The organism is Ruegeria sp. TASC047 (genome assembly GCF_059612445.1).
Map to the genome: position 1 here is coordinate 38236 of NZ_JBXWQP010000056.1, position 23121 is coordinate 61356.

Here is a 23121-nt window from a genome sequence, read left to right on the forward strand (position 1 = left end):
ATGTTTAACGAGAAGATTAAGAAACTGGCGCTGTCGGCAACCGCCATCACAGCTCTGAGCGCGGGTGCCGCCGCTGCACAAGAAGCGTGTACAAACTATACAGTGCAAGACGGCGACACGTTGGCAACCATCGCCATCGCCGCCTATGGCACCTCGAACTACCAGCCGATCTTCAACGCGAACAGGAACGCGATCACAAACCCGGGGGCTCTTAATCCTGGGCTGGTGCTGGCCCTGCCCTGTGAAGACGGCAGCCTGCCGAACGGCCAAAGCGCACAGGAAATCATCGCTGCTGAAGAACAGCGCGCGGCCAGCGTAAAGCGGTCGAATGTCTATGCGCCGCCGATCAAAATGGTGGCCGGTAACGGCTGGGAACCGTTCACAACCGAAACACTCAGCGGCGGGGGCATCATGACCCGTCTGGCAACGACCAGCCTTCAGCGGGCTGGAAACAGCCGTGAGTATTCAGTCAGCTTTGTCGACGACTGGAGTTCGCATCTGGATACATTGTTGCCGCTTGGTGCCTTTGATATTTCGATTGCATGGACCGTTCCTGATTGTACCAACCGTACATACGAATGGTCCCCGGAAACCGAAGCTCGCTGCACTCAATTCGTAGCTTCCGTCCCGGTTTACGATATCGTCGGTGGCTTCTTCACACTGCCGGAAAGCGAATACGCAAGCGCGACAAGCTTCAAGGACCTGGAAGGATCGACCATTTGCCGTATGGCAGGCTGGAGCATGGTTGTTCTGGAAGAACAGGGACTGAACCGCGATAACACGACTGTGGTTCAACCAAGTTCTGCCCGTGATTGCCTTGACGCTGTATTGACCGGAACCGCAGATGTTGCGGCATTCGAAGTTGATCTGTTTGCATCGACAATGAAAGACATGGGTTTGACTTCGGCTGACATCGTTGAGAACCCCTATGTGTCTACACTGTCGTCGATGAGCTTCCTTGCGCATCGCACCAACCCGTTCGCGCGCGAATACATCGCGATGATGAACAAGGGTCTGATCGAAATGCGTCAATCCGGTGAATGGTACGCGATCATCTCGGATACGCTGCGTGAGCAAAACGCAAAGTTGAACGCAGCTTCGAACTGATCCCTCGGTTCAGCTGAAACTTTGGGGCCGGTTCCTGAACCGGCCCCTTTTTGTCGAATTATCAGCGCGTTTCAATCGGATGCCAAAATTCGGCCATTTATCTGCTTCAGAAATACCTCATACGCGCAGCATATTGGGAACAAAGTGCAATCATCCTTCAAGTGACACGTCCGAGCGAGCAAGAGTGACATATGATACAGGGTGCCTTGAATATCCGAAACGGATCTCTGACACGGGCGTCGTGGCCGGGTTTGGAAATTGCTGTTATCTTGCCCTGTTACAATGAAGCCGTTGCCATTGGTGAAACAGTCAAGCAGTTCCGCGCCGCCCTGCCGGAGGCGGTAATTTACGTATTCGACAACAATTCCACGGACGGCTCGGCGAGAGTCGCGCAAGAAGCTGGCGCGCTGGTCTACTCTGAAACATATCAGGGCAAAGGTAACGTTGTCCGCAGGATGTTTGCTGACGTGGATGCGGATGTCTACGTCATGGCAGACGGGGATGCGACCTACGACAGTATGGCAGCACCTGAAATGATCAATCTGCTGGTCTCGCAAAACCTTGATATGGTCAATGGCGCACGGGTGAACGACGACATTCAAGCCTATCGACGGGGTCATAAGTTTGGAAACGCCTTGTTCAGCGGGCTGGTGAAATTCTTCTTTAACAGCAAAATCAACGACCTGCTGTCCGGTTATCGTGTTTTCAGCAGACGCTTTGTCAAAAGCTTTCCGGCGGTTTCCAACGGGTTCGAGATTGAAACTGAACTTACAGTGCATGCGATGCAGATGCGCATGCCGATTGGAGAAGTTGAGACCAAATACGTCTCTCGGCTTCCGGATTCGAACTCCAAACTGGCCACCTATTCAGATGGGTGGCGAATTCTCAAGATGATTGGCCTTTTGATCAAAGACGAAAAGCCAATCGCGTTCTTCTTGTCTTTGGCATTGTTGATATTCTTACCTTCGCTTTTCGTATTCGCATCGGTTTTCCGCGAGTTTTTGGAAACAGGGTTGGTTGACCGAATTCCGTCTTTGGTTGTCGCAGTATCCGGTTTTGTCGGAACCATGCTGTCAATCGTGTGTGCGCTGATCCTTGAGTCTCTGGCGCTTGCCCGGCGAGAGGCGCGTCGCCTGTCTTATCTGCGACACAAAGGTGTTGCGATTTACGGAACGAATAGAACACAGGCGGCGATTGCCAATCCAGAACCTCGGCGTGTCGGCTAAAACCCAGTCTCCAGGCTTCTTCTTTGCGTAAACACAAGATCTTGTTCGTGTTCAAACATGGTTGAACTGCTGAGCTGTCCAGAAAATCCTGAGACCCAAAATGCAAATGACCAGCACCCCAAATGCTGGTCATTCTCTGAGTGAGTGATAAGGCCCTGAGGCATCACCAGTGAAATTCTCTGTTATCCAAGGTTTAAAGCAGTCAGCGCCGCCGTGCTATTAGGGGAATCCCGTAAGTACAAACAAATTCATTGTAAAGCATTGTAAATGAGTAATACTTTTCTCTATCCTACTTTCCTTCACATTGCCCGCGATACAAAAAAGGGACCGCACAATTGTGCCGGTCCCTTTCTGCTTTTTGAACAGGCAAAGGATCACCTGTTTTGCGGTTAGCGATTAGCCGATGATTGTGTTTAAAGTAGTGCTGGGCCGCATAACCGCTGCCGTTTTGGCTTGGTCGGTGTGATAGTAGCCGCCCAAATCCGCCGCTTGACCTTGAGCTGCGGCCAACTCTGACAGGATCTGCTCTTCGTTGGCGGCTAGATCCTTGGCCAGTGACGCAAACTCGGCAGCGAGTTCCGCATCTTTGGATTGGGCGGCCAAGGCCTCTGCCCAATAGCGTGCAAACCAATAGTGGCTGTCGCGGTTGTCCGGCTGACCAACTTTTCGGCTGGGTGAGCGGTTGTTGTCCAGAATACCCTGCGTCGCTGCTTCGGCCGCTGCACCCAGAATGCCCGCTTTCTCGTTACCTTTGCTATCGGCAAGGAAATTCAGCGATTCACCCAACGCACAGAACTCACCCATCGAGTCCCAGCGCAGATGGTTTTCCTCGACCAACTGCTGCACGTGTTTGGGCGCCGAACCACCGGCACCGGTTTCGAACAATCCGCCTCCGTTCATCAGTTTGACGATGGAGAGCATCTTGGCCGAAGTACCAAGCTCCAGGATCGGGAACAGGTCAGTCAGATAGTCCCGCAGCACGTTGCCTGTGATGGCAATCGAGTCGTTACCAGCGGTGATCGTCTCCAACGACTGACGGGTCGCTTCACGCGGGGCCATGATCAGGAACTTGTCGGCCACGCCAGCAGCCTCAAGCGCCGGTTTGACATATTTGATAAGTTCCGCGTCATGGGCCCGGTTTGCGTCCAACCAGAAAATCGCCTCGGAGCCGGTCAGACGCTGACGGTCCATGGCCAGTTGAATCCAGTTCTCGATCGGCGCTTTTTTGACAGTGCAGGCGCGCCAGATATCGCCGGCCTCGACACTGTGGCTGTGCAACGTTTCGCCATTGGCCAGAACGATGCGGATCGTACCATCGGCCGGCGCCTCGAAAGTTGTCGGGTGCGAACCGTATTCCTCGGCTTTCTGAGCCATCAGGCCCACATTCGCCACGGCTCCGGCCGTGGACGGGTTCAACGCGCCGTTGGCCTTGAAGAACTTGATGGCCTCATCATAGACGGTCGCGTAGCAGCGATCAGGGATCACACAGTTGGTGTCACCTTTGGCACCCGTCTCGTCCCAGCCCTTGCCCCCGGCACGGATCACTGCAGGCATTGAGGCATCAATGATTACATCCGATGGGACATGCAGGTTCGTGATTCCGCGGTCCGAATCCACCATATACATGGATGGACGGTCCGCCTTGAGCGCGTCGATAGCCGCCATGATGTCAGCATGACCCTGTACGCGCTCCAACAGAGCGCCCAGACCTGAATTTGGGTTCACACCCAACGCATCCAGTTCCGCGCCGAACTTTTCGAACACGGGGGCCAGCCAGGCTTTGACCGCATATCCAAAGATGATCGGGTCTGAAACCTTCATCATCGTGGCTTTCATATGCAGCGAGAACATGGTCCCGTCTTTTTTGGTGTCCTCAATGGCATCTGAAAGGAACGCAGACAGTGCCTTGACCGACATGAAAGTCGCGTCGGCTATGGTTCCTTCTTCCAGCGACCAGCCGCCTTTCAGAACGGTGACGTCATCATCTTTACCTACAAACTCGATTTTTGCATCGCCTGCTTGCGCTGCGGTGATGGTGGCCGAAATCTCGTTTGCATAGAAATCATTGGCCGGCATGGACGAAACTTTGGTCTTGCTGTCCGACGCCCATTCGCCCATCGAATGCGGGTTGTTCTGAGCATAGTTTTTCACCGCACGCGCCGCACGGCGGTCGCTGTTCCCTTCGCGTAGAACCGGGTTAACAGCAGAACCTTTGATCGCGTCATAACGGGCGCGGATCGCCTTTTCCTCATCCGTTGCAGGTTCTGCAGGGTAGGTCGGAATGTCATAACCCTGCGATTGCAGTTCTTCGACGGCCGCAACCAACTGTGGAACCGAAGCAGAGATATTCGGCAGCTTGATGACATTGGCATCAGGTGTCTTCACCAGATCGCCCAAATCAGCCAGATCGTCGCTTACACGCTGATCGTCGGTAAGGTTCTCGGGGAATGCTGCCAGAATACGTCCCGCCAGAGAAATATCTTTGGTGCCAACGCGGACGCCCGCAGCAGATGCGAACTTGCGGATGATGGGCAGGAACGAAGCGCTGGCCAGCTCAGGCGCTTCGTCTACAATGGTATACAATATGTCGAAGTTCGATTTATCTGCCATATTCTTTTACCTTTTTTAAGCCTTTCGGGGCGTGCGATCCAAGAGTTGCAACCACAATTGCGTGGCGTGAGAGGGGCTAAACCACGATACAGCCCCTGGGTGACTCTGTTTTGACAGGGCTTCCCTTAAATCACGTTTGACTTGGAATCAATCGCATCTGCCCGCGCGTTTTGCCACGGGTCAGATAAAGTGTCGTGTAACTCTTGGGACGGGTAAGCCTGCCCGTGGGCTGGAAGGTCGTGGCTAACGATACCGTTGCCCGGTCTCTGGATCAAAAAACATCACACGATCTGGCTGTATGGCGATGCCGATCCGATCCCCGGTTCTGCTTCGTTGATCGTCCCGTTCCTCAATGATCAGCTTATCACCATTTGGCGTCCGTAGATATGAATAGGAAACGCCGCCCAAGGCTTCGGTCAGGTCCACGGTGCAAGTATCGGCCGAACGGTCAATCTGAATATGTTCGGGCCGCATGCCCAATATCACCTTGGTCCGACCGGAGGGGATAGTCGCAGAAACGGGCAACGGCTTGCCTAGCGCGGGATGGGAGACATGGCCATCCCCATAGTCACATTCCAGAAAGTTCATTGCAGGCGAACCGATGAAGCCTGCGACAAACCGGTTGTCGGGATCACGGTACAAATCCATCGGAGCCCCAACCTGTTCAATGCGACCATCCCGCAGCACGACGATCTTGTCGGCCATGGTCATGGCTTCGACCTGATCATGGGTCACGTAAATCATTGTCGCGCCGATTTCCTGATGAAGGCGCGCGATCTCAACACGCATTTCCACGCGCAACTCGGCGTCCAGATTGGACAAGGGTTCGTCAAACAGGAAAACGTCGGGGCCGCGAACGATGGCACGGCCAATCGCAACCCGCTGCCGTTGACCACCCGACAGAGCCTTGGGTTTGCGTTTGAGGTACTGGTCAAGCTTCAGAATGTTCGAGGCTTCCTGCACTTTTCTGGTGATCTCGGCATTTGGGACACCGTTCATGCGAAGCCCAAAGCCCATATTCTCCGCCACGGTCATATGCGGATAAAGCGCATAGGTCTGGAACACCATCGCCACACCACGTTTGGCCGGGTCCATGTGGGTTACGTCCCGCACCCCAATGTGGATCTCGCCTTCCGACGTTTCTTCCAAACCCGCGATCATTCGAAGCAATGTGGATTTGCCACATCCCGAAGGGCCAACGAAAACACAGAACTCACCATCTTCGATCTGCAAGTCGATGCCGTGAATGACTTGCGTCTGGCCGTACCGCTTGATTGCCTGATTCAGGGTTACACCTGTCATGTCGCTTGCTTCCTGTCATTGCCGAGATCTGGTCGCGTTTCAGGGAAACGCCATGCCTGTGCCTCCGTGCTGATTTGTTCAGCCACCCGCCGCACACGAGGCACCCATGCCTCGAGTTGTTCAAAATCCATTCGTTGGGTCGAGCCTGTTACCGAGATTGCGCCCAGGACCCGACCGCTTGTTGTCAAAATGGGGCAGGCGACGCAGATAATTCCTGGTTCATGTTCTTCGTCATCAACGGCAAAACCCTTGCTGCGAATTCGATCGAGATCCGTGCGCAGGTCATTGTCGGACGTCAGAGTCTTGTCGGTAAAGCGGTGAAAACTCTGCTGCGAAATTGCCCGGTTAAGGTCACTTTCATTCAGAAAGGCAAGCATCGCCTTGCCAACACCCGTGCAATATGCCGGGCCCACCTTACCCGCCTGGGAATACATCTCGATCGGTTGCGCCGCGTTGCGTTTGTCTACGTAAAGAACCTGACCAGCATCGAGCTGCGCCAAATGCACGGTCTCTCCGGTTTCCTGGCTTAGAATGTCGAGAAACGGACGTGCGATAGGGGCCAGTGAGCTTTGGGTCCAGGCTGCATGCGCAAGTCGTACCAAACGCATACCCGGCGCGTAGGTTTGGCGCTCGGGGTCGTAACATAGCATTCCCTGATTGGTTAATGATTGCAAAAACCGATACAATGTTGCTTTCGGAAAACCGCTGCCGTCCAGCAACTCCGAAAATCGCACAGGGCGCTGAAATGCGGCGACCTGATCCAGCACGTCACATGCTTTGCCAATAGTTCCGTCACCTGACACGGGCGTCCGTTCTCCTCCGCTTGCCCATCGCAGTTCGCACGAGGGTCTTGACAAGACTAACCGAGTCGATGTGTAGTTTTCAATATATAAAACATAGTTTCACTATTTGGAACTTGTGTGGAAACAACAGGGAGGAAACCATGTATTCCACTTTCAAGCGCACAACCGCTGCGCTGGCACTTGGCGTTGCTATCGCGGCACCGGCGGCTGCCGACCTGACCGGAGAACTTCGGATTTTTCTGGACACGTCGAACCCGGCCCCGCGCGCAACGATGGAAGCGATGATCGAGCGGTTTGCAGCGCAGCACCCCGGCCTGGAAATTGAAACCACGGTTATCGACCGCGAGGCGTATAAGACCCAGATCCGCAACTTTCTGACGGCCGACACACCTGACGTGGCCACTTGGTACGCCGCCAACCGTATGAAACCATATGTCGAGGCCGGTCTGTTCGAAGACGTCTCGGATCTTTGGGCGGAACCTGAAATCGCCGAAAACCTGGCATCAACCAAAGGCGCGATGACCATCGACGGCAAACAATGGGGCGTCCCTTACACTTACTACCAGTGGGGCGTTTACTATCGTAAAGATATCTTTGACGAATTGGGCCTAAGCGAACCGACTACCTGGGAAGAAGAGCTGACAAATTGCCAGAAGATCGTCGATTCAGGTCGCGCTTGCTATACCATCGGGACCAAGTTCCTTTGGACCGCTGGCGGTTGGTTCGACTATCTGAACATGCGCACCAACGGGTTTGATTTCCACAACCAACTGGCCAATGGTGAAATCAGCTGGGAAGATGACCGGGTCAAACAGACCTTTGCCAACTGGAAGCAGCTGATCGATATGGGGGCCTTCATTGATAACCATCAGACCTATAGCTGGCAGGAGGCTTTGCCGTTCATGGTCAATGGAGAAGCCGCCGCGTACCTGATGGGCAACTTCGCAGTCGCGCCCTTGCGTGAAGCAGGGCTGACCGATGATCAGCTGGATTTCTACCAATTCGTGTCAATCAACCCTGATGTCGAACTGGCTGAAGACGCGCCGACCGATACATTCCATATCCCGGCGAATGCCTCGAACAAAGAAGCAGCGCGTGAATTCCTACGCTTTGTTGTCTCGTCGGATGAACAGACCGAGATCAACAACGGATCGAACCTCGGTCAGTTGCCGGTGAACGCGCAATCTTCGGTGGATGATGACAAATTCCTGCAGCAGGGCTTTTCGATGCTCTCGACCAACAGCCCCGGCGGAGTGGCTCAGTTCTGGGACCGCGACGCACCGGCTGAAATGGCCAAAGTGTCAATGGAAGGTTTCCAGGAATTCATGGTTAAACCAGACAATGTTGACCGTATTCTGGCCAAGCTGGAACGCGCACGAGAGCGTATCTACGACAACTGATCAGGCTTGGGCCGGGCTGAAGCCCGGCCTATTTGACCCGCTTTGTAGGGCGGGCTTCAGCCCGCCTTCACCTCAAGAAAATCCGGGACACCCATGACCACTGCCGCCGACGCCCCAGAACAGGAAAGCTGGTTCCACAGAAACCAACAGCGCATCGCGCCGTGGCTATTTCTGGCTCCGGGCCTGCTGTTCTTTATGGTCTACGTGATCATTCCGGTCTTCCAATCCTTCAACCTGTCACTTTACGAGTGGGATGGGTTGGGTGCCGCCGAATATGTAGGCATGCGCAACTATGAAGATTTGTATTGGGAATGGGTTGACCGGGACGCATTCTATATCTCGCTCAAAAACAATCTAATCTGGTTGATCCTATACCTTCTGGCCATTCCGGCGGGCCTGTTCATTGCCTTGTTTCTGAACCAGACAGTCTGGGGTATCCGCCTTTACAAATCGCTGTTTTTCTTCCCATTTGTCATTTCTCAGGTTGTCGTTGGCCTCGTATTCACGTGGTTTTACGACCCGACTTTTGGTCTTCTGAATGAGCTTCTTGGCTTATTTGGAATGGGCCCCTTGAATGTGTTGGGCGACGAACGTTTGGTCACCTACGGCATCATCGTCGCGGGCCTTTGGCCGCAAACCGCCTATTGCATGATCCTCTACCTCACCGGTCTGAATGCCGTCGACCCCGAACAGATTGAAGCCGGGCGCCTGGACGGTGCCAAAGGCTTGAGAATGCTGTGGCACATCATTCTGCCGCAGTTGCGCCCGGCGACTTTCATTGCATTCGTCGTGACAATCATCGGAGCGCTGCGCAGTTTCGACCTGATCTCAATCATGACACAGGGCGGGCCGTTCGGATCCTCCCGTGTGCTGGCCTATTACATGTTCGAGGTCGCCCTGTCCGAATACGGTTTCCGCATGGGGTATGGCGCGGCAATCGCTGTGGTGCTGTTCCTGATCATGCTCTGCTTCATCGCCTATTTCCTCTGGTCGATGTATCGCGAAGAAAGGGAGCGCTGAGATGTTTCCCAAACCCATCGAAAAACAACCTCGCGCCGCGCAGATCACCTATCAGGCGATGCTGCCACTTGCATTGTTGCTGTGGCTGGGGCCCCTGCTGGCGGTGGCTCTGTTTTCGGTCAAACCAGCGGCGGATTTCACCAACGCCAACTATTGGGGCTTGCCATCCAGTTTTGAAGGTGCAGTCAATTACGGGCTTGTGTTCTTCAACTCGGACATGCCGCGATATTTGCTGAACTCTTTCATGATCACCATTCCTACGGTAATCGGTGCCGTTGCCCTCAGTTCCATGACAGGCTTTGCACTGGGTATTTACAAATTCAAATCGAACCTATGGATTTTCTTCATGTTCGTAGCCGGCAATTTCGTGCCATTCCAGATCCTGATGGTGCCTGTGCGCGACCTGACACTGGATTTAGGCCTCTACAACACAAAAACCGGCCTCGTCTTGTTCCACATCGCCTTCCAGACCGGCTTTTGCACATTGTTCATGCGCAACTTTATCCGAGCCCTGCCCTTTGAATTAATCGAGGCCGCGCGAGTCGAGGGTATCAGCGAATGGCGCATCTTCTGGTACGTGGTGCTGCCGTTGATGAAACCCGCAATAGCCGCACTCAGCGTGCTGATCTTTACCTTCATCTGGAACGATTACTTCTGGGCGGTCGTCCTGACACAGGGCGCGGAAAGCCAACCTGTCACGGCAGGCATCACCAGTTTCAACGCCCAGTTCCGCGCCGCCTACCAATTAATGAGCGCGGGCTCGATCGTAGCAGCGCTGCCGCCGGTTGCCATGTTCTTCCTGATGCAAAAGCACTTTATCGCGGGCCTGACCCTCGGAGCTGTAAAATGACAAAGATAACTTTCATCGGAGCGGGTTCCACGATCTTTATGCAGAACATCGTGGGGGATGCTCTGTTAACGCCTGCTCTGGCGGACAGTCATTTTGCGCTGATGGATATCGACCCCGTACGCTTGACGGAAAGCGAATCTGTAGCCCGCGCCATGGTCCGTTCCGTCGGGTCAAACGCGACAGTATCCACACATGCGGATCGACGCGCGGCACTTGATGGCGCCGATTTCGTTATAACTGCCTTTCAGATTGGCGGGTACCAGCCTTGTACCGTCACTGATTTTGAGATCCCCAAACAATACGGGCTGCGCCAGACCATCGCCGATACGCTGGGCGTGGGTGGCATCATGCGGGGGCTGCGCACTGTGCCGGTCTTGTGGGACGTAGCTCATGACATGATGCAGCTATGCCCTGATGCGACACTACTACAATACGTCAATCCGATGGCCATCAACACCTGGGCACTGGCCGAGAAATATCCATCATTGAAGCAGGTCGGCCTGTGCCACTCGGTTCAGAACACGGTGGCGGAACTGGCACATGATTTGGACCTGTCAAAAGACGACATTCGCTACAAGGTCGCGGGCGTCAATCACGTCGCCTTCTTCCTGCGGCTTGAGCATCAGGGCCATGATTTATACCCCGCCCTTCGGCAAGGTTATGTCAGCAGCAGGATCCCCAAGGCGCCGCTGCTGATGCCGCGCTGCCCCAACAAGGTGCGCTACGAAGTGATGGACCACCTTGGCTTTTTCTGCACCGAAAGTTCTGAGCATTTGGCAGAATACGTGCCATGGTTCATCAAAGACGGGCGGGCGGACCTGATCGAGAAATTCTCAATCCCACTCGATGAATACCCGACCCGCTGTGTGGAACAGATGAGCAACTGGAAAGAGCAGGCCAAAACCGTGACTGACGGGCGCGACATAGCCGTCACTCGCAGCCATGAGTTTGCGGCAGACATAATGAACGCAATCATCTCTGACACCGCCTACGTGGCCTATGGCAATCTGCCAAACACCGGCCAGATACCTCAGCTGCCTATGGGGGCTGCTGTCGAAACACCGTGTCTGGTTGATGCAAATGGCATTCAGCCTTCTGTCATCACAGACGTCCCACCGCAGCTGATCGCCCTTATGCGTACCCAGATCAACGTTCAGGAACTCACAGTCAGGGCATTGGTCGACCAGAACCCCGAGCATATCCATCATGCAGCCATGATGGACCCGCACACCGCCGCCGAACTGGACCTGCGCCAAATTCGAAATCTGGTGAACGACCTTCTGTCTGCCCATGCCGACTGGCTGCCAGATTGGTGCCGCCCATCTCGCGCCGCTTGAATTTCACCTTTTTACAAATACTCAAATCCACCCAGACCTAAAAAAGCATCACAGAACAATGTCAAAACGCCGCTCACAGCATTGGTACGGGAAACTCGACAAGGATGGGTTCATCCATCGATCCTGGATGAAAAATCAGGGTTTTCCTGATCACGCCTTCGATGGGCGGCCAATCATCGGAATCTGCAACACATGGTCGGAGCTGACCCCTTGCAATTCCGGCCTGCGCGATCTGGCCGAAGGGGTAAAGCGCGGTGTGTGGGAGGCCGGGGGCTTTCCCGTCGAATTCCCGGTCATGTCGCTGGGCGAGACCCAGATGAAACCCACAGCCATGCTGTTTCGCAATCTGCTGGCCATGGATGTCGAAGAGTCGATCCGCGCATATGGCATTGACGGTGTGGTTCTGCTGGGCGGGTGCGACAAGACCACGCCGGGCCAATTGATGGGCGCGGCCTCGGTCGATCTGCCGTCGATCGTTGTCAGCTCCGGCCCTATGCTGAATGGAAAATATCGCGGTCAGGATATTGGCTCAGGAACCGATGTGTGGAAGTTCTCCGAGGCCGTGCGTGCCGGAGAGATGACCCTTCAGGATTTTATGAACGCGGAATCCGGGATGTCCCGCAGTGCCGGGGTTTGCATGACCATGGGGACAGCCAGCACCATGGCGTCTCTGGTCGAAGCGATGGGCATGAGCCTGCCCACCAATGCCGCCCTGCCCGCCGTTGACGCCCGCCGCATGGCCCTCGCCCATTTGACCGGCAAGCGGATTGTCGAAATGGTCGACGAAGACCTGAAACCATCGGACATTTTGAGCAGGGAAGCCTTCGAGAATGCAATCCTCGCCAATGCGGCCGTTGGGGGATCGACCAATGCCGTTGTGCATCTACTGGCGCTCGCAGGTCGCGTGGGCGTTGACCTGACGCTCAAGGACTTTGAAATCGGATCAGAGATTCCCCTTCTGGTGAACTGCATGCCCTCGGGCACATACCTGATGGAAGATTTCTGTTACGCTGGCGGTGTTCCGGCTGTGTTGAGCGAACTCAAACCTTTCCTGCGCCCGGCCAGAACGGTTCTCAACAAGGACATCTCGGCCCATTTCGAAGGTGCCGAATGTTTCAACCGCGACGTCATCCGCCCCTTCAACGATCCGGTGAAGCCCGCTGCTGGCCTTCGCGTTTTGCGTGGCAATCTTGCGCCCAACGGAGCCATCGTCAAACCTTCTGCCGCAACAGATGCCCTCCTTGAAACCGAGGGAGAGGCGTTCGTTTTCGAAAACATCGAAGACCTGAAAGCCAATATCGACCGGGATGATCTGCCGGTCACTCCCAAAAGCATTCTGGTGCTCAAGGGATGTGGACCCAAGGGTTATCCCGGGATGCCCGAGGTAGGAAACATGCCGATCCCGGCCAGATTGGTGAAGGAAGGCGTTCGCGACATGATCCGTATCTCGGATGCCCGTATGTCCGGCACCGCCTATGGCACCGTCATCCTGCATGTCAGCCCTGAGGCACAGGCGGGTGGCACGCTGGCGCTGGTGAAAACCGGCGACCGCATCCGCGTATCTGCCAGCGCCGGCAAGCTTGAACTGTTGGTGGACGAAAAAGAATTGGACGCGCGCCGAGCTCAATGGAAACCAGACAAGCCGCATTATTCCCGCGGGTATGCCAAACTATATGTCGATCATGTGCTGCAGGCCGATCAAGGTGCCGATCTGGATTTCCTTGTCGGCAAAGACACCCGCCTTGTGACCAGAGAGAGCCACTGATGACCCAACCAGCAACATTTCAAGACTTGAACGGGTCATCCGTCTATATCACCGGCGGAGGCTCGGGCGTGGGCGCAGCATTGACGGATGGGTTTCTGGCTCAGGGGGCCAATGTGGCTTTTATCGGCAGATCGGACGCCAGCGGTTTTGTCGAAGAGATGCGCGACAAACACGGCCGCGCACCTCTGTTCATGCAGGGTGACATGACCGACACCCAGCTTCTTCACACGACAATGGCCAAAGCCGCCAAAGCCCACGGCCCCCTGAACGTTTTGGTTAACAACGCGGCCAATGACCAACGCCATACACTTGAGGAAACCACGACCGAGTTCTGGGACTGGATGATTGAGGTAAACCTGAAAGCCTATTATTTCGCCTGTCAGGAAGCGGTCCGGCAAATGAAAGAAGGCGGCGTTATCATCAACTTCAGTTCGATCAGCTACATGATGGGCAATGCAGGCTATCCGATCTATACGACGTCAAATGCGGGCATTACAGGGATGACTCGGTCTTTGGCCCGCGAACTGGGACCAAAAAACATACGTGTGAACGCGCTGGCTCCCGGTTGGGTCTTGACGCAAAAACAACTGGATATGTGGGCGACGCCCGAAGATTTGGCCGCGCATTTGGATCGACAATGCCTGAAAGAACATTTGACACCCGAAGACATGGTTGCACCGACATTGTTCCTGGCATCCAACGCCAGCCGGGCGATGACCGGTCAGTGTATGGCGGTTGATGGCGGCGTCGTGGTTTCAGGGTGACACAATGAATACTGAATGGATCGCCGCCGATTGGGGCACATCTCACCTGCGGGTCTGGGCCATGCAGGGGGCAACGGTGCTGGACTGCGCGCAGTCCGACAATGGTATGGCACGTATCGGAACCGGCAGGTTCCAGACCGCCCTGATGGAACTTGTTGAAAACTGGCTGAAGGATGGCCCCATCGATGTGATCGCCTGCGGTATGGTCGGTGCACGCCAAGGCTGGGTCGAAGCACCTTATTCTACCGTTCCGTCGCAGCCCTTGCCGCAAGTACCGGTCCGTGTTCCCAGCACAGACCCGCGCATCCGGGCCTTCGTCATACCCGGATTAAAGCAATTGACCCCGCCGGATGTGATGCGGGGCGAAGAAACACAAATCGCGGGATTTTTGGGAACTCGCCAGAACTGGGATGGTGTCCTCTGCCTTCCAGGAACCCATACGAAATGGGTTCAGGTCAGCGCAGGTGAAATCGTGAGCTTTCGGACGCTCATGACCGGAGAGCTTTTTGATTTGTTAAGTGCGCAATCTGTGCTGCGGCATTCGTTAGGTGAAGGATGGGATGAAGATGCCTTTGCCGAGGCTGTGGCGGATACATTGTCCAAGCCCGAACAATTGGCTGCGCGCCTGTTCGGCTTGCGGGCTGCAGACCTGCTGCACGATCAGGACAAAGACATCGCGCGCGCGCGGCTGTCTGGACTGCTTATTGGTGCTGAATTGGCCGCCACCCGTCCCTATTGGCTGGGCCAACAACTGGCTATCATTGGCGCAGATGCCGTATCGCGGGTCTATGCGGCAGCGCTGAGACAACAGGGCGCTTTTGTTGAGACTGCAAACGCCACCGAAGCAACGCTGGCCGGGCTGGCACTGGCGCGCAACATGACAAGGCAAATCGCATGAGCCGCCCCATCATCGCCATTCTGCGTGGTCTGCAACCACAGGAAGCCGAGGCGGTTGGCAGAGTTATCATCGATGCAGGGATAGACCGGATCGAAGTTCCACTCAATTCGCCTGATCCGCTCGACAGCATTTCCATTCTGGCCGAAGCTTTCGAAGATCGCGCCCTGATTGGCGCTGGTACTGTATTGACGATTGATCAGGTGGACGCAGTTCGGAATGCCGGCGGCAAGCTGATCGTGTCACCCAATTATGATGCTGATGTGATCAAACGGTCTGTGGCGTTGGGGATGCAAAGCTGGCCGGGCGTTTACACGCCGACCGAAGCCTTTGCCGCTCTCAAAGCAGGGGCCACAGGATTAAAGCTGTTTCCTGGTGTCATGGCTGGCCCTTTAGGGCTCGCAGCACTTCGCCCCGTCTTACCCAAGGAAACATGCGTCTTTGCCGTTGGCGGTGCCGGGCCTGAAAATTTCGACCGATGGATCAAAGCCGGAGCGGATGGATTCGGGATTGGATCAGCGCTGTACAAACCCGGCATGGATACAGTCGAAGTCGCAGAACGCGCGGGGCAAATCGTGGCAGCCTTTGACAAGGCGGCAGGATGAGTACGGTCTTTGACGACCGCCCATGCGCGTTGGGGGAAGGTCCGCTATGGCACCCCGCTCGGCAACAGCTTTTCTGGTTCGACATTCTCAACAAACGCCTGATGACGCGCGAAGGCGAAAATCAGATAAGCTGGGATTTCGATGAACATGTGTCTGCCGCAGGCTATGTGGATCGTGACACATTGCTTTTGGCGTCGGAAACGGGTCTTTGGCAGTTTAGCTTGAAGTCCGGACATCGAGCGCTGGTCAAGCCGCTTGAGGCAGACAACCCAATCACCCGCTCGAATGACGGTCGCGCTGATCCCTGGGGCGGTTTCTGGATCGGTACGATGGGCAAACAGGCTGAAGCCGGGGCCGGATCAATCTATCGGTTCTGGAAAGGTACACTCAGATGTCTCGTGTCGGATGTGACGATTTCCAATGCAATCTGTTTTTCACCGGATCGATCCGTGGCCTATTTCTGTGACACGACGGTCAGGCAGGTCAGGCGCTGGAGCTTGAATGCAGAAAGCGGATGGCCCGAAGGGAAAAGCACGGTATTTCTGGACCTTCGCAAAGAAGGCCTGAACCCGGACGGTGCGGTGGTTGATGCCGACGGCAACATCTGGATCGCGCAATGGGGGATTGGACGTGTCGCGGCCTACACGCCCGAAGGTCAATTCCTGAAGGCCATCTCCTTCGACGCGTCACATACGTCCTGCCCGGCCTTTGGTGGCGACGGCTTGGGCACGCTGTTCTGCACCTCGGCACGGCAGGGGTTGAGCAACGCGGATATTGAATCCCAACCCACCAACGGCATGACCTTTGCAATGCCAAACGCGGGGCGAGGGCAGGCAGAACACAGGATCATATTATGAAGCCGGAACTTGGTGTGTGTTACTACCCTGAACACTGGCCCGAGGCGATGTGGGCGGAAGATGCCGCGCGCATGGTGGACACCGGCATCTCGTGGGTACGCATAGGAGAGTTCGCCTGGAGCTGGCTGGAGCCCCACCCCGGAACCCTGCAATTCGAATGGCTGGATCGCGCGGTTGAAACACTTGGCGAAGCGGGATTGAAAGTCGTGCTTGGCACACCAACAGCAACGCCACCGCGTTGGATGCTGGACAAACATCCGGACATGCTGGCTGTGGATGCACATGGAAACACACGCAAATTCGGGTCACGGCGACATTATTGCTTTAGCCACCAGGGTTATGTCGATGAATGTGTCCGTATCGCAAGGGTCCTGGGGAAGCGCTATGGTCACAACCCGTATGTGGCGGCATGGCAGATCGATAATGAGTATGGGTGCCACGACACAACCGTCAGCTATAGTACCCCGGCTCTGAACGCATTCAGGCGCTGGCTGGCTGTTCAATACAGTTCCATAGAACAGCTGAACAAGGCCTGGGGAAACGTGTTCTGGTCGATGGAGTACGGTAGCTTCGAAGAGGTTGATTTACCCAATCAAACTGTAACCGAGCCTAACCCCGCTCATGTACTGGCATTCCGTCGGTTCAGTTCAGATCAGGTTGTGGCATTCAACAAAGCTCAGGTCGATGTGTTGCGACCTTTGACCGATGCGCCGCTGTTGCACAACTACATGGGCCGTATTCTGGATTTCGACCACTTCGAGGTTGGCGCGGATTTGGATATTGCGACTTGGGACAGTTATCCGATCGGATTTCTATCGGACCGATTGGAAGATGACGAAGCCCACAAGACCGCCTTTCTTCAGCAAGGCGATCCGGACATGCAGGCGTTTCACCATGATCTTTACCGGGCAGTAGGCCGTGGCCGATGGTGGGTGATGGAACAACAACCCGGTCCGGTGAATTGGGCGCCCTATAACCCGGCACCCATGCCCGGAATGGTACGGTTGTGGTCGCTTGAGGCTGTCGCCCACGGTGCTGAGGTTGTGAGTTACTTTCGATGGCGCCAAGCCCCCTTTGCACAGGAACAGATGCACGCGGGTTTGCTGACACCGGACAATCGCCCTGCCCCTGCCTTGCACGAGGCCCGTCAGACAGCGGATGAGCTATCCACATTGGGCGAGGTGCATCAGGCGCAATCCAAAGTTGCCATACTGTTTGATTACCCCTCGGACTGGGCCTGGACATCGCTACCGCAAGGAGCAGGCTTTGATTATTTCCGGTTGGTCCTCTCAGCCTATCGTGCATTGCGCCGTGCGGGGTTGTCGATTGATTTCGTTTCGCCCAATGACCTGTCCGCGCATTATGCACTGATCCTTGCCCCCGGACTGGCAACGATTGACCCGGATTTGGAGCGTAGGTTAACGGACAACTCGGATCTGGCAATCCTCGGCCCGCGCAGCGGCGCAATTACCCGTGATTTCCAGATCCCCGCCGCTGGTAGACCTGGCCTGAAAGGGTTGGACTGCAACGTGGATTTGGTCGAAACACTGCCCCCCGCTGTCAACCGGACGGTCCGAGGCGGCGGCGCGGCACAGCATTGGATTGATCGCCTTTCAGGTTCAGCCGAAGAAACTCTGAGGTTTGATGACGGAGCGCCTGCGCTTATGGCAGGGGACGGGCTTTGGTATCTTGCAGGCTTCCCAAACGAAATATTATGGGATCGAGTCGTCGGCTTGGCTGCGAAAGAAACGGGATTGAGCCTGAAGCCAATGCCGCCAGGACTGCGACTGCGTGAGACAGCCGACCACATGTTCCTGATCAACTATAACGCTGAACCGGTGGTCTGGAACGGGTCGACCATCGGCGGTTGTGATGTGAAAATCCTGAAGCGCAATCTACCCGGACAGAATTGAATCCTGTCCGGGCAGATACGTTGGTTGCCGCTTGGCACAGCGATCAGTCGCTTTTCAGGCTGTTGGGATCAAACACCCCTCCAAAACCACTGTTGTTGGATGGCTCACTCTCGGATTCGGAAGCACCTTCATTGCTTTCATTCTCGCTGCCATCCAGCGAGTTCGGAGCGAAGACATTACCAAAACCGCTGTTATTCGACGGCTTTGGCGCGGTTTGGGCATCACCCTGCCCGGCTTTTTCCGCCTCCTGCTGTTTGCGGCGTTCCTCACGCTGCTTGCGCAGCTCCTGAATGCGTTGTTCCGCTTCCAGCTGCTTTTGCTCGCGAACATCGGCAATGCATTGCGCCGGACTGTAGGTCGCCGCTGTGCCAATAACGGTGATCGTTACAACCGCAAATGCGACCAACAACACGGCGGCCATGTTGCCGGCAAAGAAACTTGGCAGCTTGATCTTGCCAGCCAGTTCCTCGACCGTTGCGTTCTTACGCGCCGCTGCCACCAGTTCCTGACGTTTAAGCTTGGCTTCGTTCAACAGAGCGAAGAAAACCGTCAGCGCAACGATAATGAATGCCAGCGCCGAGATCGCGGGTGTGATGCCGTAGCGGACCTTCTGAGCCAGCTCAATCGTCAGCGTCGGGTATTCACCAAAGGTGAAAGTGGTGGTGTTGTAGTTCTCGAACGAGGCCAAGAATGCCAGCACCGCCGCCGAGGCGATTGCAGGGCGCATGAAGGGCAGCAGGATCTTGCGGAAAGCCTGTGCATGGCTGGCCCCAAGGTCCAGTGCCGCCTCGGTCAAGGCAACATCGTACCGTTGCAACCGCGCCACTAGCACCAGCATGCAGTAACTGGCGATGAAGGTGGATTGGCCGATCACCGTCAGGAAGATGCCGTTTGACAGAAAGCTGTCTGCACCCAGCCCCAGCATCCGGTTGATCCGGTCCCAGAAGACCAGCGTCGAGATACCAAGTACCACACCGGGGATCAGGATCGGTGCGATGATGACAGTATAGTAGGTCGCGCGAAGCTTCGGCCAGATCTGGGTCAGCATCAGCGCGCCTGCCAAACCCATCGCCACGGACAGGATCACTGTGCCAATTCCGATGATCAGCGAGTTCTTGATACCGTTTAGGATGCGCTGATCCTGAAACAGTTCGCCAAACCACTGGAATGTCAGACATTCCCATGGGCTCATACGGGGGAAGCCGGACGAGTTGAACGCGGTGATCGACATGATCACAAGCGGGCCCAGCAGATACAGGAAGAAGATCGCCAGATAGACCCAGATGCTTATACGGAGGAAGGAATTGTTCATTTCCCGATATCCCCCATGTTCACTTTGAACAGGCGCATCATGGCCAGCACGAACAGAATACAAGTGACCAGCAGAACGATTGCGTAGGCGGCGCCCTGTGGCCAGTCGTTGTTGTCATTGAACTGCTGATAGATCAGTTGGGTGAACCACAAACTGGACGGCCCGCCCAGAATTTGCGGCGCAGCCAACGCACCGGCGGACAACATGAAGACCATGGTACAGCCCGAGCTGATCCCCGGCTTGGCATAAGGAATGACCACACGCCAATGTATCCGCCACCACGGCGCCCCAAGGTCGCGTGCTGCTTCGATCTGGTTTTTGTCCAGACTTTCAATCACGTTATACATCGGGAAAATCATCAGCAGAATGTAGGCGTATCCCAGACCCGCATAGAGCGCGATGTCATTGCGAATGAAGTCGAACGGCGTATCCCAGATGCCCAGACCCGTGAACAACGTGTTCAACACACCTGTTTCCCCAAAGATGATGCGCAGCGCAAAGGCGCGCAGGATTTCGTTGATCCAGTAAGGGATGATCAGCATGATCGCAAAGATACGAATATGGCTACCTTCGGCCTGACCCAGGTAATAGGCAATCGGATAGCAGATGATCAGGTTGAAAACCGTCACAAAAACCGCAGCCACAAGAGTTCGGAAAAACACCCTCAGATCAACGGTGTTGTAGTCCTGACCGCCACCTTCGGGGCCGTAAATCAGATATTTGTAGTTCTCCAGTGTATATACGTCTTTGGGTCCGCCGATCTCTGGCGGTGGCAGGTTCGGACGGAACGAGAAGTCCAACATCGACAGCTGCGGAAGGATGATCAGGCCGATGGTCCAGAAGAGAACCAGACCCAGGATCGCCACTCCCATGCCGGTGCCGTTGCGATTGAAGAAGTCTTTCAGAAACTGGGGCATGAGTTATTCCCCTTATTCTGCAGCCAGTTCACCCGCTGGAACGATGACGGCGTTATGCGTCTTGTATTCCAGCGTGATGTTCTGTCCGGTGTGGTCCTCGAAGGATTGTCCATGGTTAGGGATCGACACCTTGATCTCTTTTCCACCTTCACCTTCGGTAAAGATGTTGAAGACGTTGCCTTCGAATTCTTCGTGGTTGACCCGCGCGGTAACAAAATGGTCACCCGAAGCCCCCTCGGGCGCAATGGCGAAGGCTTCGGGGCGAATGAACATCATCGCACTATCGCCTTCTTTCATCTTGCCTTGGTTGGCGGTCGATATCCGTGCAACCAGGTCGCCCGAGCGGTTGGTCGAGATCAGCGCTTCGTTGCCCATGACCTGCTTGATCGTGCCACGGAAAACGTTGTTTTCGCCAACAAATGAGGCCGCGAAAGCCGTGTTGGGATCGTTGTAGATGGTTTTACCGTCGGCAATCTGGTCAATCACACCTGCACGCATGACTGCGATATTGTCTGACATGGTCAGTGCCTCGCCCTGGTCGTGTGTGATGTAGATAAAGGTAATGCCCACACGCTGCTGTATCTCACGCAGTTCCGTTCGCATGTGCTGGCGCAGTTTGAGGTCAAGTGCCGACAAAGGTTCATCAAGAAGCAGAACATCCGGCTCGGCGCAAAGGGCGCGAGCGATGGCCACTCGCTGACGCTGACCCCCAGACAATTCGCTGGGCAGTTTGTCGCCTTGCCCCGGCAGCGCGATCATGTCCAAAAGCTCATCAGCGCGCTTGCGCCGTTCGGCGCTGCTGGCACCTTTGATTTCCATCGAGAACGTGATGTTCTCCCAGACCTTCATCAAGGGAAACAACGCTAGGTTCTGAAAGATCAGAGCAGTGGGGCGTTTGTTAGGTCCGATGCCCCGCATGTTCTTGCCGCCGATCAGAACATTGCCTTCGCTAGGCTCGAGAAAGCCGGAAACAGCCCTTAAGATCGTTGTTTTTCCGCAACCCGAGGGCCCGAGGAACGAAAAGAAATCGCCCCCGTTTATATTGACGTTTGCATCGCGCACGGCGACGAAGTCACCGAAACGGATCCACAGGTTTTCCAGATCGACCCCGACCCCTGCACTCATTTTTGGTATCTCCCTGAGGTGTGTGCTGTCACCACACCACATAGCTTTCCGTTACGCCGGAGCGGCGCACAGATTGTTGCCCCTCGCAGGTCGCGAGGGGCATGGTTTCAGATCGCTTATGCGCTCTTGAACTTGTTGACGAACTCGGTCCGCGTTTCAGCATACCATGGTGCTTCGGCCGGCCACGGGTTGAGGTTGGCCAGCGAGTCGCCCGGATAGGCCTCGGCAAAGTTCTTCTTGTAAGTGTCGCCAGAATACTGGTCAGCCCCCAGAACAGGAGAGTTGTACCCATGGCTGTCGATGGCAACACCGGCAGGTTTGGCCTGATAGGCGAAGTCGATGAAGGCATAGATCTGGTCGATATTCGCCGCACCAGATGGAATCGACATCCCGTCAACCCATGCCATCGCCCCTTCGATGGGCGCTTGATAGTGCACCGGTTCACCAGCCGATTTCAGTGCCAGTGGCGGGCCGTCCCAGGTTTGACCGACAACAACACCTTCGTTCAGAAGGCCGTTCTTCTGCGTGTCGGCGTCGTTCCAGATCAGCTTGATGCGATCCTTACGTGCAATGCACCAGTCGGTGATCTGTCCCCAGACCTTGCGCATGGTTTCTTCATCGCCATATGCGGCCCAGACCGAACCCGGCTCCATCTCGCCGGAACGCTCCATGTAGAGACCAGCGCCAAGCATCATCGAATGCGCGCGACCCATGGTTTTGCCTGCGTTTTCTTCTGACCAGACGTCGCCATAGGATGGTGCGTCCCCAGCTGGCAGCCACAAGTCGGTGCGGTATGCAATACCTTCGGTGCCCCAGATATGCGGCAACCAGTGGACCCCGGCGCCGCCAAAGTTCCAAGCATCCGTACCGATTTTGGCCATGGCAGGGTTCACCAAGTCGACCGGAACCTTGTTCATGTCAAAGGGCTGCAACAGCTCCAGCGGCTCCCACTGCAACGAGCGGTTGTTGGTCGGTGAGACGATGTCAAAGCCCTGACCTTTGGTCGCCTTCATCTTGTTAATGATTTCTTCGTTTGAGCCGATCCCGGTGTAATTCACCTTGATGCCGGTAAGGGTCTCAAACTCTTCGATAAAGCTGGGCGGCAGGTAATCCGACCACATCAGGATGTTGATTTCACCGGACGACGCCAGTGCGCTCTTGCTGTAAAGAGGCGCGGCAAGTGCCGCAGCACCCGCTCCTTTCAAAACAGTGCGTCTGGAAAGTGATGATTTGGTAACCATAGTGTTCTCCCGTTGTTGGACTCGATTTTTTTGTTTTCTATTCATAGGACTTTCTGCGCCCATCCGTCAGTC

At 55.4% G+C, this 23121-nt stretch carries 19 protein-coding genes; 12 read left to right on the plus strand and 7 right to left on the minus strand.

Annotated features, from left to right (window positions below; genetic code table 11):
• Together AC2FLO_RS20910 and AC2FLO_RS20915 are read left to right on the plus strand one after the other, a co-directional pair.
• Positions 1-1107, plus strand: a complete 1107-nt coding sequence (locus AC2FLO_RS20910; RefSeq protein ID WP_496754192.1) for a peptidoglycan-binding protein LysM — start codon at positions 1-3, stop codon at positions 1105-1107.
• Positions 1108-1298: 191 nt separating this feature from the next.
• Complete coding sequence (locus AC2FLO_RS20915) at positions 1299-2333, plus strand: glycosyltransferase family 2 protein (protein WP_496754193.1); 1035 nt, start codon at positions 1299-1301, stop codon at positions 2331-2333.
• A gap of 396 nt (positions 2334-2729) precedes the next feature.
• Here AC2FLO_RS20915 and AC2FLO_RS20920 read toward each other — a convergent pair whose 3' ends face one another.
• The 3 genes from AC2FLO_RS20920 to AC2FLO_RS20930 all read right to left on the minus strand — a co-directional run bounded on the left by AC2FLO_RS20920 (position 2730) and on the right by AC2FLO_RS20930 (position 7048).
• Positions 2730-4943: an NADP-dependent isocitrate dehydrogenase gene (locus AC2FLO_RS20920; RefSeq protein WP_496754194.1), complete on the minus strand. Its 2214-nt coding sequence runs from the start codon at positions 4941-4943 to the stop codon at positions 2730-2732.
• Positions 4944-5186: 243 nt separating this feature from the next.
• A complete protein-coding gene (locus AC2FLO_RS20925; RefSeq protein ID WP_496754196.1) occupies positions 5187-6245 on the minus strand; it encodes an ABC transporter ATP-binding protein in 1059 nt (352 codons plus the stop codon).
• Positions 6242-7048, minus strand: coding sequence for an IclR family transcriptional regulator (locus AC2FLO_RS20930; protein WP_480588645.1), 807 nt, complete (start codon positions 7046-7048; stop codon positions 6242-6244). Before AC2FLO_RS20930 ends, AC2FLO_RS20925 begins: the two co-directional genes overlap by 4 nt.
• A 140-nt stretch (positions 7049-7188) precedes the next feature.
• Between AC2FLO_RS20930 and AC2FLO_RS20935 the strand changes: the two genes are divergently transcribed.
• The 10 genes from AC2FLO_RS20935 to AC2FLO_RS20980 all read left to right on the plus strand — a co-directional run bounded on the left by AC2FLO_RS20935 (position 7189) and on the right by AC2FLO_RS20980 (position 18454).
• Positions 7189-8448, plus strand: a complete 1260-nt coding sequence (locus tag AC2FLO_RS20935) for an ABC transporter substrate-binding protein (RefSeq protein WP_496754198.1) — start codon at positions 7189-7191, stop codon at positions 8446-8448.
• Positions 8449-8541: 93 nt separating this feature from the next.
• Positions 8542-9468: a carbohydrate ABC transporter permease gene (locus tag AC2FLO_RS20940; protein WP_480588602.1), complete on the plus strand. Its 927-nt coding sequence runs from the start codon at positions 8542-8544 to the stop codon at positions 9466-9468.
• A gap of 1 nt (position 9469) precedes the next feature.
• Positions 9470-10318, plus strand: a complete 849-nt coding sequence (locus tag AC2FLO_RS20945) for a carbohydrate ABC transporter permease (RefSeq protein ID WP_480483663.1) — start codon at positions 9470-9472, stop codon at positions 10316-10318.
• On the plus strand, positions 10315-11655 hold the full coding sequence (locus tag AC2FLO_RS20950) for an alpha-glucosidase/alpha-galactosidase (protein WP_496754200.1): 1341 nt from the start codon (positions 10315-10317) through the stop codon (positions 11653-11655). Before AC2FLO_RS20945 ends, AC2FLO_RS20950 begins: the two co-directional genes overlap by 4 nt.
• 58 nt (positions 11656-11713) lie before the next feature.
• A complete protein-coding gene (locus AC2FLO_RS20955; RefSeq protein WP_496754202.1) occupies positions 11714-13420 on the plus strand; it encodes an IlvD/Edd family dehydratase in 1707 nt (568 codons plus the stop codon).
• Complete coding sequence (locus tag AC2FLO_RS20960; protein ID WP_496754203.1) at positions 13420-14184, plus strand: SDR family NAD(P)-dependent oxidoreductase; 765 nt, start codon at positions 13420-13422, stop codon at positions 14182-14184. The genes AC2FLO_RS20955 and AC2FLO_RS20960 overlap by 1 nt, the downstream gene beginning before the upstream one ends.
• 4 nt (positions 14185-14188) lie before the next feature.
• A complete protein-coding gene (locus tag AC2FLO_RS20965) occupies positions 14189-15082 on the plus strand; it encodes a 2-dehydro-3-deoxygalactonokinase (protein ID WP_480588606.1) in 894 nt (297 codons plus the stop codon).
• Entirely contained in the window at positions 15079-15684 is a 606-nt protein-coding gene (locus AC2FLO_RS20970) for a 2-dehydro-3-deoxy-6-phosphogalactonate aldolase (RefSeq protein WP_496754205.1), read from the plus strand. Before AC2FLO_RS20965 ends, AC2FLO_RS20970 begins: the two co-directional genes overlap by 4 nt.
• Positions 15681-16541 carry an SMP-30/gluconolactonase/LRE family protein gene (locus tag AC2FLO_RS20975; RefSeq protein WP_496754207.1) on the plus strand — a complete coding sequence of 287 codons (861 nt, stop codon included), beginning with the start codon at positions 15681-15683 and terminating at the stop codon, positions 16539-16541. The genes AC2FLO_RS20970 and AC2FLO_RS20975 overlap by 4 nt, the downstream gene beginning before the upstream one ends.
• The gene (locus AC2FLO_RS20980; RefSeq protein WP_496754209.1) at positions 16538-18454 is read left to right on the plus strand and encodes a beta-galactosidase; all 1917 of its coding nucleotides are present in this window, start codon (positions 16538-16540) and stop codon (positions 18452-18454) included. The genes AC2FLO_RS20975 and AC2FLO_RS20980 overlap by 4 nt, the downstream gene beginning before the upstream one ends.
• 43 nt (positions 18455-18497) lie before the next feature.
• Here AC2FLO_RS20980 and AC2FLO_RS20985 read toward each other — a convergent pair whose 3' ends face one another.
• The 4 genes from AC2FLO_RS20985 to AC2FLO_RS21000 form a co-directional block, all read right to left on the minus strand.
• Positions 18498-19766: an ABC transporter permease gene (locus AC2FLO_RS20985; protein ID WP_480588610.1), complete on the minus strand. Its 1269-nt coding sequence runs from the start codon at positions 19764-19766 to the stop codon at positions 18498-18500.
• Positions 19763-20683 carry an ABC transporter permease gene (locus AC2FLO_RS20990; RefSeq protein ID WP_480588611.1) on the minus strand — a complete coding sequence of 307 codons (921 nt, stop codon included), beginning with the start codon at positions 20681-20683 and terminating at the stop codon, positions 19763-19765. Before AC2FLO_RS20990 ends, AC2FLO_RS20985 begins: the two co-directional genes overlap by 4 nt.
• 12 nt (positions 20684-20695) lie before the next feature.
• Entirely contained in the window at positions 20696-21808 is a 1113-nt protein-coding gene (locus tag AC2FLO_RS20995) for an ABC transporter ATP-binding protein (RefSeq protein WP_480588612.1), read from the minus strand.
• A gap of 116 nt (positions 21809-21924) precedes the next feature.
• Positions 21925-23049 (minus strand): extracellular solute-binding protein, encoded by a 1125-nt coding sequence (locus tag AC2FLO_RS21000; RefSeq protein ID WP_209507630.1) that lies wholly within the window; start codon positions 23047-23049, stop codon positions 21925-21927.
• Positions 23050-23121 lie beyond the last annotated feature (72 nt).